13 protein-coding genes and 2 tRNA genes are annotated in these 11,836 nt (G+C 71.0%); 11 read left to right on the forward strand and 4 right to left on the reverse strand.

Annotated features, from left to right (window positions below):
- The first annotated feature begins 56 nt into the window (after nt 1-56).
- The 3 genes from AB0L65_RS51375 (at nt 57) to AB0L65_RS51385 (ending at nt 885) form a co-directional block, all read left to right on the forward strand.
- Nucleotides 57-638 (forward strand): hypothetical protein, encoded by a 582-nt coding sequence (locus AB0L65_RS51375; protein WP_364262547.1) that lies wholly within the window; start codon nt 57-59, stop codon nt 636-638.
- A gap of 80 nt (nt 639-718) precedes the next feature.
- Nucleotides 719-794: transfer RNA gene (locus tag AB0L65_RS51380), tRNA-Glu, on the forward strand.
- An 18-nt stretch (nt 795-812) separates the two neighbouring features.
- Nucleotides 813-885, forward strand: a tRNA-Glu gene (locus AB0L65_RS51385).
- Nucleotides 886-1,204: 319 nt separating this feature from the next.
- Here the strand turns inward: AB0L65_RS51385 and AB0L65_RS51390 are convergent.
- Together AB0L65_RS51390 and AB0L65_RS51395 are read right to left on the reverse strand one after the other, a co-directional pair.
- A complete protein-coding gene (locus AB0L65_RS51390; RefSeq protein ID WP_364262550.1) occupies nt 1,205-2,917 on the reverse strand; it encodes a hypothetical protein in 1,713 nt (570 codons plus the stop codon).
- A 58-nt stretch (nt 2,918-2,975) separates the two neighbouring features.
- A complete protein-coding gene (locus tag AB0L65_RS51395) occupies nt 2,976-3,692 on the reverse strand; it encodes an IclR family transcriptional regulator (RefSeq protein WP_350729701.1) in 717 nt (238 codons plus the stop codon).
- A 264-nt stretch (nt 3,693-3,956) separates the two neighbouring features.
- Here AB0L65_RS51395 and leuC point away from each other — a divergent pair, with 264 nt between their 5' ends.
- From leuC to AB0L65_RS51415, 4 genes are all read left to right on the forward strand, one after another.
- Nucleotides 3,957-5,342 carry a 3-isopropylmalate dehydratase large subunit gene (leuC, locus tag AB0L65_RS51400; protein WP_350729703.1) on the forward strand — a complete coding sequence of 462 codons (1,386 nt, stop codon included), beginning with the start codon at nt 3,957-3,959 and terminating at the stop codon, nt 5,340-5,342.
- Nucleotides 5,343-5,356: 14 nt separating this feature from the next.
- Nucleotides 5,357-5,944: a 3-isopropylmalate dehydratase small subunit gene (gene leuD / locus AB0L65_RS51405; protein WP_364262553.1), complete on the forward strand. Its 588-nt coding sequence runs from the start codon at nt 5,357-5,359 to the stop codon at nt 5,942-5,944.
- Nucleotides 5,923-6,150 (forward strand): hypothetical protein, encoded by a 228-nt coding sequence (locus AB0L65_RS51410; protein ID WP_355208881.1) that lies wholly within the window; start codon nt 5,923-5,925, stop codon nt 6,148-6,150. Before leuD ends, AB0L65_RS51410 begins: the two co-directional genes overlap by 22 nt.
- A 99-nt stretch (nt 6,151-6,249) precedes the next feature.
- The gene (locus tag AB0L65_RS51415; RefSeq protein WP_350729708.1) at nt 6,250-6,549 is read left to right on the forward strand and encodes an HU family DNA-binding protein; all 300 of its coding nucleotides are present in this window, start codon (nt 6,250-6,252) and stop codon (nt 6,547-6,549) included.
- A gap of 91 nt (nt 6,550-6,640) precedes the next feature.
- On the opposite strand, the gene AB0L65_RS51420 is transcribed toward AB0L65_RS51415, so the two are convergent.
- Nucleotides 6,641-6,880, reverse strand: a complete 240-nt coding sequence (locus tag AB0L65_RS51420) for a hypothetical protein (RefSeq protein WP_364262556.1) — start codon at nt 6,878-6,880, stop codon at nt 6,641-6,643.
- Nucleotides 6,881-6,937: 57 nt separating this feature from the next.
- Here AB0L65_RS51420 and AB0L65_RS51425 point away from each other — a divergent pair, with 57 nt between their 5' ends.
- Complete coding sequence (locus AB0L65_RS51425; RefSeq protein WP_364262559.1) at nt 6,938-8,146, forward strand: MFS transporter; 1,209 nt, start codon at nt 6,938-6,940, stop codon at nt 8,144-8,146.
- A gap of 71 nt (nt 8,147-8,217) precedes the next feature.
- On the opposite strand, the gene cofC is transcribed toward AB0L65_RS51425, so the two are convergent.
- A complete protein-coding gene (gene cofC / locus AB0L65_RS51430) occupies nt 8,218-8,853 on the reverse strand; it encodes a 2-phospho-L-lactate guanylyltransferase (RefSeq protein ID WP_364262560.1) in 636 nt (211 codons plus the stop codon).
- Nucleotides 8,854-8,933: 80 nt separating this feature from the next.
- On the opposite strand from cofC, the gene AB0L65_RS51435 reads away from it, so the two are divergent.
- The 3 genes from AB0L65_RS51435 (at nt 8,934) to AB0L65_RS51445 (ending at nt 11,826) form a co-directional block, all read left to right on the forward strand.
- Nucleotides 8,934-9,644 carry a lysophospholipid acyltransferase family protein gene (locus AB0L65_RS51435; protein WP_364262563.1) on the forward strand — a complete coding sequence of 237 codons (711 nt, stop codon included), beginning with the start codon at nt 8,934-8,936 and terminating at the stop codon, nt 9,642-9,644.
- Nucleotides 9,645-9,648: 4 nt separating this feature from the next.
- Nucleotides 9,649-10,659, forward strand: coding sequence for an NAD(P)H-dependent glycerol-3-phosphate dehydrogenase (locus AB0L65_RS51440; protein ID WP_350729715.1), 1,011 nt, complete (start codon nt 9,649-9,651; stop codon nt 10,657-10,659).
- 72 nt (nt 10,660-10,731) lie between these two features.
- Complete coding sequence (locus AB0L65_RS51445) at nt 10,732-11,826, forward strand: D-alanine--D-alanine ligase family protein (protein WP_363976018.1); 1,095 nt, start codon at nt 10,732-10,734, stop codon at nt 11,824-11,826.
- Nucleotides 11,827-11,836: the final 10 nt, after the last annotated feature.

Raw genomic sequence — 11,836 nt, forward strand, 5'->3', positions numbered from 1 at the left:
GCGAGGGGCGTGAGGGTGGAGTCACGGCAGTGGTTTGGGTAGAGTCCGCCCGACTTATGGATGAGTTTCGTATTCGCGCGGGCAACTTCCCGCGCGTCGTCGCCCCGTTCGTCGCTCCGCTCGCCCTCTTCTTCGTCGTCTGCCTGCTCCTCGGCGCCATCTTCACCGGCAGCACCCCGCTGGGCGCCGTCATCGGGGCGCTGGCCACCGCCGCCCTCCTGGCCGTGCTCGTGGCCAAGCACCGCCGCCTGACCAACGGCACCGTCGTCCGCTTCTCCGCCGACGGCGTGGAACTGACCGACTCGTACGGCTTCCGCGTCCGCCTCCGCTGGCCCGACATCACCAGGATCGACGTCGTGGACACCCAACTGGCCAGCCCCAGGCGCATCGGCCGTCCGGGCGGCGTGCGGGTACGGGTGGAGCCGCTGCGTTCGGCGGGGCTCGTCGGGTGGGGCGAGCGTACGGTGCCGCCGCGCGTGCCGGGCTGGATGCGCGAGCGGCTGGCGCGTGTCCCCGTGGACCCGGTCACCGGCCGGCCGGAGGTGGCGATCCCGCTCGGGGAGTTCGACCCGCTGTGGGAGGGCGGGGCGATGGGGGCTTGGGTACGCCGCCACAGGCCCGACCTGATGGGCCGTTAAGCAGTTTGGAGTGGTCTCCGGGGTGCGGTAGAGTTACCTGCGTTGCCGGGGAGATCCCGGCACCAGCAGCTTGTGGACAGGGTCCCGTCGTCTAGTGGCCCAGGACGCCGCCCTCTCAAGGCGGTAGCGCCGGTTCGAATCCGGTCGGGACTACCACTGTCACAAGCCCGCGAAGGTCCCGTCGTCTAGTGGCCCAGGACGCCGCCCTCTCAAGGCGGTAGCGCCGGTTCGAATCCGGTCGGGACTACGTCTATCACTCTCGCTCCGGCGCTCACAGCCCGGAGCGTTTCTGTTTTCCGGGCCCGCCTGCCACGCAACCGTCTCCCTGGACCCACCCACGTGCAGCGGCCCGCCGACCCGAGGCGTCCGGCCGCGTGCGGTGGCTGCCGACCCCAAGCTTCCGGCCCCGTTCGGTGGGTCGCCGCCCCGAGGCGGCCGGCTGTGGGGTGCTCCTCGCGAGCGTGCGAAGCCCAGGAGGCCAGGCCGCTGTAGTGGGTGGCTCGCCTGAGAAGAGAGGGGAGTGGAAAGGCCCCCGCCGAGTGGCGAGGGCCTCCATGGAGCGGTGGTTACACGGAGCGGGCCTTGAAGAGGGCGCGGCGGGCCGCCTTGGCGACCTGCTTGTCCGGGTGGACCTGGGAGATCAGGTCCAGCAGCTCCTCCACGTGCGCGTGCGGAATCCGCCAGATCGCCTCGAGCAGGTTGTTGACCATCTCCGGCCCGATGTCCCGCAGGCTGCTCACGAACTCGGAACGCCCCAGCCCGGCCGAGATCGTCCACATGTCCAGGATCAGCCAGTGGGTGTCGTCCTGGGTGGGCTCGGGCGCCCCCTCGACCTCCAGCTGGCTCAGGTGCGTGGCCGCGTAGGGTCGGAGCGAGGGCTGTTTGAGTGCCGCCTGCCAGGCCGGGATGGCGGCCTCGCCCAGGGTGCCGACCACGCTGGCCGCCTGCACCCTGATCAGCGCGTCGCTCTCGTCCTCGGCGGCAGCCTCCAGCAGCTCCTCGGCCGCCTTGCCCGGCTCCCGGAGCCGCATCCAGGCCGCGAACTCCGCGTCGGCCTCCTCCTCGGGCAGCTCGGCGCTGAGCGCCAGCAGCTCGTGAGCGCTCATGGACTCGATCGCGGGCCGCGCGTCCACTTCGATGTCGGCGTCGTCCACCAGGTGGACGACCCCCTCGGTGCCGAGCGGCGTGAGGCGGATGGTGCTGCCGTCGACCTCGACCATGCCGTACCCGACGAGCCAGTCGATCGCGGGGGCCAGCGGTTCGCCTGCCGCCTCCCACGCGTCCGAGCCCAGCTCGTCGAGGTCGGCGGCGGACTCGGCCAGGTCCTGCGCCAGGTCGTCGAGCTCGCGCGAGCCGCCCGCCAGCAGCAGCCTGACCAGCAGGCCCCGGGTCAGGCCCGCCAGCGCCATCGTGAGGTCTTCGTCGCTCAGCTCCGGGTCGCCGTAGTCGACGGAGTGGAGCCCGAGCATCCAGGCGTCGAGCACGTCCTCGTCGTCGTCGAACGGCCACTCGGAGGTGTCGTCCTGCACCGCGACCGTGTTGCCCTCGCCGGGCTGGAGGAACTCCAGGTCCACGGCCAGGTTCCAGATGTTCCAGAGCTGCGGGACGACCTCGGCGATCGGGCCGTCGGTGTCGGGCCTGGGCAGCCCGACGGCCGCCAGCGCCTCCTCCACCTCGGCGTCGGTGAGCAGGGTGTCCTCGCCCACCCGGCGGCCGGAACCCACCCAGAGGGCGAGGTCGCGGGCCTTGGCCACCAGCGGCGCCTGACGGGCCGCCGCGGCGAGCTCCGAGTCGGGCCGCAGCCTGATCGTGTCGAGTTCGGCGAGGTCGTCCGCGAACGGCTCGAAATCGCCCAGGTCGCCGACCTCGTCCTCCCCGTCGTCGTCGCCTTCGGCGTCGTCGAGCAGCTCTTCCATGAGGTCGACGAACTCGTCCTCGACGTCGTCGAGCTCAGCCTGCAGATCGGCGAGGGAGTCCGAGCCCTCGGCCAGCCTGCCGGTCTGGGAGAGGAACGTCAGGTACGCGTCCACGGCCGGGAGCATCCCGTCGGCGGCGGCGTCGGGATCCTCCACGACCTTGGGCATGCGGTCGAGCAGCAGGTTGCGCAGGTCAGCACGCTTCCACGTGCCGAGGTCCTGCGAGAAGGCGAGACGGTGCCACAGTGCGGCGGGCCCCACGAGCTCGGGGTCGCTTCCGGGCGCGTTCGCACGCGCCCACATGATGAACTCTTCGAGCAGGGGTCGCAGCTCAGTGGCGGCTACCTCGATGCGATCTGTCACGCACTCAGGCTAGTGCGCCCACGAGGCACTCGGCTCCCCAAATACCTGCTTTCGCCGATCATGACGTGCGACGCATTGCCTCTGTTATACGTTCGGCCGCCGCCATAACGGGCACCGCGTGGAGCCGGCCCGGCGCCCTCGTGAGCCGTTCGATGGGGCCGGAGACCGACACGGCCGCGATCACCTTGCCGCCGCTGCCCCTTATGGGCGCCGACACGCTGGCCACCCCCTGCTCGCGCTCGCCGACGCTGTGGGCCCAGCCACGGCGTCGTACGGAGGCGAGGGTGGCGGCGCTGAACTTGGCGCCGCGCAGGCCGCGGTGCAGCCGGTCCGGCTCCTCCCACGCCAGCAGTATCTGCGCGGCCGAGCCCGCGGACATGGGCAGCGCGGAGCCCACCGGCACGGTGTCCCGCAGGCCGCTCGCACGTTCGGCGGCCGCGACGCACACGCGCTCGTCGCCCTGCCGGCGATAGAGTTGCGCGCTCTCCCCGGTGAGGTCCCGGAGCTGCATCAGCACGGGGGCGGCCACCGCCAGCAGCCGGTCCTCGCCGGCCGCGGTGGACAACTCGGAAAGCCGGGGACCCAGGACGAACCTGCCCTGTGTGTCACGACTCACAATGCGGTGGTGCTCAAGTGCGACGGCCAGCCGATGGGCCGTGGGGCGGGCCAGACCGGTGGCCTGGACGAGCTGCGCCAGTGAAGCGGGTCCCGCTTCGAGGGCATTGAGTACAAGAACTGCCTTGTCGAGTACTCCGACTCCGCTAGAGTTGTCCATACACCGATACTGCCGTCTCGACATATGAGAAGGCAAGTCGGAGGCAAACTCCCGCCGCGAGGGAGCGCCGGTCTCTGGACTGAGGAACGAAGGGAGCGTAGCGACCGGAGTGACGAGGGAAGAGACCGGACCTGAGCGACCGGGCCGCGATGCGAAGCATCGTAGAAGGCACGGAGGGAGCGCTGGTCCCCCGGAGCGGCGACCGGCGGGACCGGGCCTGAGCAAGCGGTGCGATGGCGCACCGCGAACAAACAGGAGGAGATCATGGGCCGCACACTGGCCGAGAAGGTCTGGGAGCAGCACGTAGTCCGGCGTGCCGAGGGCGAACCGGACCTGCTCTATATCGACCTGCACCTCATCCACGAGGTGACCAGCCCGCAGGCGTTCGACGGGCTCCGTCTCGCCGGCCGGAAGGTGCGGCGGCCCGATCTCACGATCGCCACCGAGGACCACAACGTGCCGACCGTGCTCGGCCCGATCTCCGACCCGGTGTCCAAGACGCAGGTCGAGACGCTGCGCAAGAACGCCGCCGAGTTCGGCATCAGGCTCCATCCGATGGGCGACGCCGGTCAGGGTGTGGTGCACATCATCGGCCCGCAGTTCGGGCTGACGCAGCCGGGCATGACGATCGTGTGCGGTGACTCCCACACCTCGACGCACGGCGCGTTCGGCGGCATCGCGTTCGGCATCGGCACCTCCGAGGTCGAGCACGTGCTGGCCACGCAGACGCTGCCCGCGTACCGGCCGAAGACGATGGCGATCGAGGTCTCCGGCGAGCTGCCCGCCGGCGTGACCGCCAAGGACCTGATCCTGGCCATCATCGCCAAGATCGGCACCGGCGGCGGCCAGGGTTACATCGTGGAGTACCGCGGCGAGGCCGTCCGCAAGCTCTCCATGGAGGGCCGCATGACGGTCTGCAACATGTCGATCGAGGCGGGCGCCCGCGCCGGCATGATCGCGCCGGACGAGACCACGTTCGAGTACCTGAAGGGCCGCCCGCACGCGCCCGAGGGCGAGGCGTGGGACCAGGCCGTCGCGTACTGGAAGACGCTGCGCACCGACGACGACGCCGTGTTCGACAAGGTCGTGGAGATCGACGCCACGACACTGACCCCGTACGTCACGTGGGGCACCAACCCGGGCCAGGGCCTGCCGCTGGGCGAGTCCGTTCCGTCCCCGGAGAGCTTCTCCGACCCGGTCGAGCGCTCGGCCGCCGAGCGGGCGCTGGAGTACATGGGCCTGACCGCCGGCACGCCGCTGCGCGAGATCGAGGTCGACACCGTCTTCGTCGGCTCGTGCACCAACGGCCGCATCGAGGACCTGCGCTCGGCCGCCGAGATCCTGCGCGGCCGCCAGGTGAAGACCCGCACGCTGATCGTCCCCGGCTCGATGCTGGTCAAGCTGCAGGCCGAGCAGGAGGGCCTGCACGAGGTGTTCAAGGCCGCCGGCGCCGAGTGGCGCGAGGCCGGCTGCTCGATGTGCCTGGGCATGAACCCCGACACGCTCCAGCCCGGCGAGCGCAGCGCCTCCACCTCCAACCGCAACTTCGAGGGCCGCCAGGGCAAGGGTGGCCGCACCCACCTGGTGTCGCCGCAGGTCGCCGCCGCGACCGCCGTCACCGGCCGTCTGACCGCGCCCGCCGACCTGTAAGGAGACCTGGACCGATGGAAGCATTCACCACCCACACCGGTACGGCGGTGCCGCTGCGCCGCAGCAACGTCGACACCGACCAGATCATCCCGGCCGTCTGGCTCAAGCAGGTCAGCCGCACCGGGTTCGAGAAGGGCCTGTTCGCGGCCTGGCGCGAGGACCCGACGTTCGTGCTGAACGACCCGTCCTACGAGGGCGGCTCGATCCTCGTCTCCGGCCCCGACTTCGGCACCGGCTCCTCGCGCGAGCACGCGGTCTGGGCGCTGCAGCAGTACGGGTTCCGCGCCGTGATCGCCACCCGCTTCGGCGACATCTTCCGCAACAACTCCACGAAGATGGGCCTGCTGCCGGTCATCCTGCCGGGCGACAAGGTCGAGGCGCTGCAGTCGGCCGTCGAGGCGGACCCGAAGCTCGAGATCACCGTCGACCTGGTCGAACGCCAGGTCCGCTGGGCCGATGAGGCCGTGTCGTTCGAGATCGACGACTACACCCGCTGGAGGCTCATGGAGGGCCTCGACGACATCGGGCTGACCCTGCGTCACGCCGACGATGTGGCGGCGTACGAGAATGGTCGGCAGCCATGGCTGCCGACGACCGTCTAGAAGACGACGAACTGGCGCGGCGGTTGCGCGAGGCGCACCGCCGCGTCCGCATGCTCCCCCCAGCCGAGAAGGACCGGCTGGCCCGCCGCTACCTCGCGATTTGCGATCTGGCGAAGCGTGACCCGGAAAGGGCCGCCGCCCGCCTCGACGCCTTTCTGGCCTCTCTCGACACGCCACGTAGTGAGGAAAACGCGCTAGGTGATTGAGTTCACCGGCGATCCCGCCTACTTTCAAGCCCGTAAGGGGTTTCTAGGGCGAACTCGTGAGCTGGAACCCCGAGCCGTAACTGGGGGAGCAGGACTTTCATGAACAAGCGAGAACTCGTCGAGGCCATCGCTGATCGGGTTGGCGACAGGAAGACGGCCACCGAGGCCGTGAACGCGGTCATCGACACCATCCAGAAGGCCGTGGCGAGCGGCGACAAGGTCTCGATCACGGGCTTCGGCGCATTCGAGATGGTGAACAAGCCCGCCCGCACGGCCAGGAACCCGTCGACCGGCGCGGAAATCAACGTCCCCGAGAGCTGGGGGCCGAAGTTCCGCCCGGGATCCGACTTCAAGGAACTGGTCAACCAGGGCGGCAAGAAAGCCGGAAAGAAGAAGTAAACCCAGCACGCGCTTCCGCCCGGGCCATCGGCCCGGGCGTTTCGCATTTCGGCCCGCAATCGGCCGGGCCGCGACCCGGCAAAAGGGCCCGTTACTCGGAATCGCCCGCCGGCGGGCGGCCGCGGAAGGCGTCCGGGACCGGGAAGGTCGAGAGCGTGATGTAGGCGATCTCGTCGCCGGACATCCCGATGTTGACCCGCTGGCCCGTGCGCAGCAGCCGCAGCGGCCCCGCGTCGAAGGCGGACGTGCCGAACTCCAGCACGGTCCCGTCGTCGAGGAACACCGTCCCCGAGCGCGTGGCCTCGTCGAAGCTGCGTACCGTTCCCTGCACGCTGATCAGCGTAATTCGTTTGCCCCTTGCCCGGCCAGGCGGCAAAGATCGAGAGACATGGGACGTACGGGCGATTTCTGGCGGTTCGCGTGGGCGAACGCCATCACGCAGCTGGGCACGCAGGTCACGGTCGTGGCCCTGCCCTTGGCGGCGCTCCTCGCCCTGGACGCCGGAGCCTTCCAGCTCGGCCTGCTGTCGGCGGCCCAGATGCTCGCCTTCCTGCTGATCGGGCTGCCCGCGGGCGTGTGGGTGGACCGGTCGCGGCGCCGCCCGATCCTCATCTGGTCCGACCTCGCGCGTGGCGTGGCGCTGCTGTCGGTCCCGGTGGCGGCCTGGCTCGACGTGCTGACGCTGCCGCAGCTGTACGCGGTCGCACTGGTGCTGGGCGTGGGCACGGTCTTCTTCGACGTCGCCCACATGAGCTTCCTGCCCGCCATCGTGACCAAGGAGCGCCTCGAACGCGGCAACGGCGTCCTGGAGGTCACCAGGAACACCTCGCTGCTCGCCGGACCGGGCGTCGGCGGCTGGGCGGTGGCCGTGTTCACCGCGCCGATCGCGCTGCTCGCCGACGCCGTCAGCTACCTCCTCTCCGCGTTCCTGCTGTGGGGCGTGCGCGCCGAGGAGAGCCCGCGGCGCGGCGAGCGGAGGTTGCGCCAGGAGGTGGCGGAGGGCATCAGGTTCGTCGCGGGAGAGCGGGTGCTGCGCAGGGTCGCGATCGTGGGCGCGCTCGTCATGGCGGCCAACGGCATCGCGGCCGTCGGACTGCCGCTCTACCTGGTCAAGGAGCTGGGGGTCGGCTCCGCCCAGTACGGGCTGCTGCTGTCGGCCGCCGCCGTCGGCTCCCTCGTGGGCGCCGCGCTGGTGGCCCGCCTCACCGCGCGCTTCGGCAGCGGCCCCACTCTGTACGGCGCCGCCGTCCTGGCGGCCGTGCTCTACCTGCCCGCGCTGGCGACCGGCCCCGGCTGGCGGCTGCTGATCTTCCCGGTGGCCTCGTCGCTGTTCGGCGCGGTCAGCTCGATCTTCGGCGTGGCCCAGCTCAGCTACCGCCAGCGCATCACGCCCGACCACCTGATGGGCCGGGTCAACGCCAGCATGCGCTTCCTGATGTGGGGGGCGTACCCGCTGGGCGGGCTGGCCGGGGGCGCGCTGGGGGAGTGGCTCGGCGGCTACGCGGCCTTCGCCGCGGCCGTGGCCCTGATGAGCCTGGCGCACCTGGCGGTGGCGACCTCGCCCGCCATCATGAAGACCTCCGCGACCACTTCATGAGCCCTCGGCAGGGAGACCGGAACCCAGCCGTCTCATGAGCCCTCGGCAGGAGAAGACCGGACCCAGCCGTCTCATGAGCCGGGCCACAGCTCGGCGACCACCGCGGCCGTGTGGCGGCCGAGGCCCAGCGGGATCGCCGCGCGCAGGTCGTCGGGCGTGTCCACGTCCCGCCGCACCGAGTCGATCCCCGTCAGGCACAGCTCCTTCGCCCCGCCCGCCAGGTGTTTGGCCCGCGACTCGCCGCCGAACCTCGGCGTGAACGGCATCCGGGGCCGCACCCCGTAGAAGGTCGTCCCGACGTCGAGCGCGTCCGGCACGAAGGACTGGTCGAACTCGGCGGCGGCCTCCAGCGCCGTCCCCAGCTCCGACGACCGCAGGGCGGGCAGGTCCGCCTGGAGCGCCCCCACCGCGTCGTCCGGCGCGACGCGTACGGCATGGGCGGCCCCGGTGCGCAGGGCGGTGTTCAGGCCGCGATCCGGGTCGGGCACCACCTCGGCCCCCAGCGCGCCCAGGGGCCCGGCCGCGGCCGGATCGGCCGTCACCACGATCACCCGGGCGACCCGCGCGCACGAGAGCGCCGCCGCCACCGTGTCACTCGCCACGGCCACGGCCAGCCTGGTCCGGTGCGGGCCGGTGGCCGCCGCCAGCCTCGTCTTCGCCGCGACCAGCGTCTTCACCGGGATGACCAGGGACCAGCGGATGCTCATAGTCTTAAGCATCCCGCCTCGACATCCCGCGCGGCCAACCGGGAGACTTGGGGCGCATCCCGTACGTGTTGGAGGAGACCATGAGCCGCCCCGCGCGACCATCGCGTTTCTGGGAAACCCTGGCAGTCGTCATCGTGAAACCGCTGTCCTGGCTCCTGGTCAAGAGGGACTGGCGTCGTGGGGAGCGCATCCCGCGCACCGGTGGTGTGATCATCGCGACCAATCACCTCTCCTGGGCCGATCCGGTCCTGCTGTCGCACTTCCTCTACAACAACGGGCGCTGGCCGGTAATCCTGGCCAAGTCCGCTCTGTTCAAGGTGCCGTTCCTGGGCAGGGCGGTGACGGGGCTCCTGGCCATCCCCGTCGACCGGGGCAGCGCCGAGGCGGCGAAGTCCCTGCACATCTCGGCCCAGCGGCTCGAGGACGGCGGCGCGATCCTGTTCTACCCCGAGGGCACCTGCACCCGCGATCCCGATCTGTGGCCCATGGTGGGCAAGACGGGCGCGGCCCGGCTGGCGCTGGAGAGCGGCGCGCCGGTCATCCCGGTGGCCCACTGGGGCGCGCATGAGTTGCTGCCGTACGGGGAGAAGAAGCCCAGGCTGTTCCCGCGCAAGACGTTCCGCGTGACGGTGGGCCCACCGGTGGACCTGTCGAAGTACCAGGGCCGGCCCCTGCAGGCGGAGGTGTTGCGCGCGGCGACGGCCGACATCACGGCCGCGATCACCCAGCAGCTCGCCGAGCTGCGTGGCGAGAAGGCCCCCGAGACTCCCTACGATCCGGCCAAGGAGTGATGGCATGACAAAGGTGGCCGTTTTCGGGACGGGCTCGTGGGGGACCACGTTCGCGACGATCCTGGCCGAGGCAGGCAACGAGGTCACGCTCTGGGGGCGCAGGCGGGAGCTGGTCGAGGCGATCGACCGCGACCACGTCAACCCCGACTACCTGCCGGGCCTCCCCCTCCCGGAGAAGCTGCGCGCCACGACCGACCCGGCCCGGGCGCTCGAAGGGGCCGAGTTCGTGGTGCTGGCGGTGCCGTCGCAGCAGTTGCGGCCCAACCTGGCCGCCTGGCGCGAGCACATCCCGCCGAACGCCGTCCTGGTGAGCCTGATGAAGGGCATCGAGCTGGGCACGACCAAGCGGATGAGCGAGGTGATCCGCGAGGTCGCCGAGGTGCCCGAGGAGCGGGTCGCGGTCGTCTCGGGCCCCAACCTGGCCAAGGAGATCGCCGAACGCCAGCCCGCCGCCACCGTCGTCGCCTGCACCGACGAGTCGGTCGCCGCCCGGCTGCAGGCGATCTGCCACCTGCCGCCGTGGTTCCGCCCGTACACCAACCACGACGTGGTCGGCGTGGAGCTGGGCGGCGCGGTGAAGAACGTGATCGCCCTGGCCGTGGGCGTCTCCGCGGGCATGGGCATGGGCGACAACGTCGGCGCCATGCTCATCACCAGGGGGCTGGCCGAGATCTCCCGCCTGGGCGCGGCCCTGGGGGCCGACCAGCACACGTTCGCGGGGCTCGCGGGCATGGGAGACCTCGTGGCGACCTGCACGTCGCCGCTGTCGCGCAACCGCACCTTCGGCGAGAACCTGGGCAGGGGCATGACCCTCGCCGAGGTCGTGGCCGCCACCAAGCAGACCGCCGAGGGCGTGAAGTCCTGCGAGTCCGTGCTGGAGCTGGCTAGGAAGCACGACGTCGAGATGCCGATCACCGAGGTCGTCGTCGGGGTCGTGCACGACGGCATGTCCCCGGCGGAGGCGGGCATGTTGCTCATGTCCCGATCGCCCAAACCGGAGCGGTACGGCGTGTAAGGATGGGAGAAAGTCCTGATTACGGCGTGCTCGGCTCGCTGTGACCCGGACACCCCGGTAGATTCGGACACCATGAGCAAGCCACGCGTCGCCGTTGTTTTCGGAGGCCGCAATTCGGAGCACGCCGTGTCCCTGATGGGCGCGGGCAGTGTGCTGGATGCGATCGACAGGAGCAAGTACGAGGTGATCCCCATCGGGATCGCCCAGGACGGCAGGTGGGTGCTGGCGGCTTCGGACCAGCGGTTCGCCATCGAGTCGGGCGAGCTGCCGGTCGTCGACACCTCGGGCGCGGCGCTGGCGCTGCCGTCCGGTGGGAGTTCGCTGGTGGCGTACGACCCCGGCAGCATCCCCGTGGAGCTCGGCTCGGTGGACGTGGTGTTCCCCGTGATGCACGGCCCGTTCGCCGAGGACGGCACCATCCAGGGGCTGCTCGAGATGGCCGGGGTGCGCTATGTCGGCTCGGGCGTGCTGGCCAGCGCGGTGGGCATGGACAAGGCCCACATGAAGACCGTCATGGCCGCCGCCGGGCTGCCGATCGGCCGCCACGTCGTCGTACGCGACCGCGACTGGCGGCTCGACCGCGACCGCGTGCTGAAGGAGGCGGAGGGGCTCGGCTGGCCGGTGTTCGTCAAGCCCGCCAGGGCCGGGTCCTCGCAGGGCATCTCCAAGGCCCACGACCTGGGCGAGCTGGAGGCGGCCGTGGAGGTCGCCAGGCAGCACGACCCCAAGGTGCTCATCGAGGCCGCCATCGTCGGCCGCGAGATCGAGTGCGCGGTGCTGGAGTCGCTCGGCGACGAGCCCGCGGTCGCGTCGCGGCCCGGCGAGGTGAAGGTCGAGGGCGGCCAGGAGTTCTTCGACTTCGAGGCGAAGTACTACCCGGACCAGATGTCGCTCACCGTGCCCGCCGACCTCCCCGAGGAGGCGGCCGAGCAGTTGCGGGCCATGGCGGTGCGCGCGTTCGAGGCGCTCGACTGCGAGGGGCTCGCGCGGGTCGACTTCTTCTACACGCCCGAGGGCCACCTGATCTTCAACGAGATCAACACCATGCCCGGGTTCACGTCGCTGTCGGTGGCGCCGCAGCTCTGGGCCGCCTCGGGGCTGGACTACCCGGCGCTGGTCGACCGGCTCATCCAGCTCGCGCTGTCGCGCTCGGCGGGCCTGCGTTGAGATCGCGCGA

This window comes from Nonomuraea sp. NPDC052116, from assembly GCF_040680035.1.
Lineage (GTDB): Bacteria > Actinomycetota > Actinomycetes > Streptosporangiales > Streptosporangiaceae > Nonomuraea > Nonomuraea angiospora_A.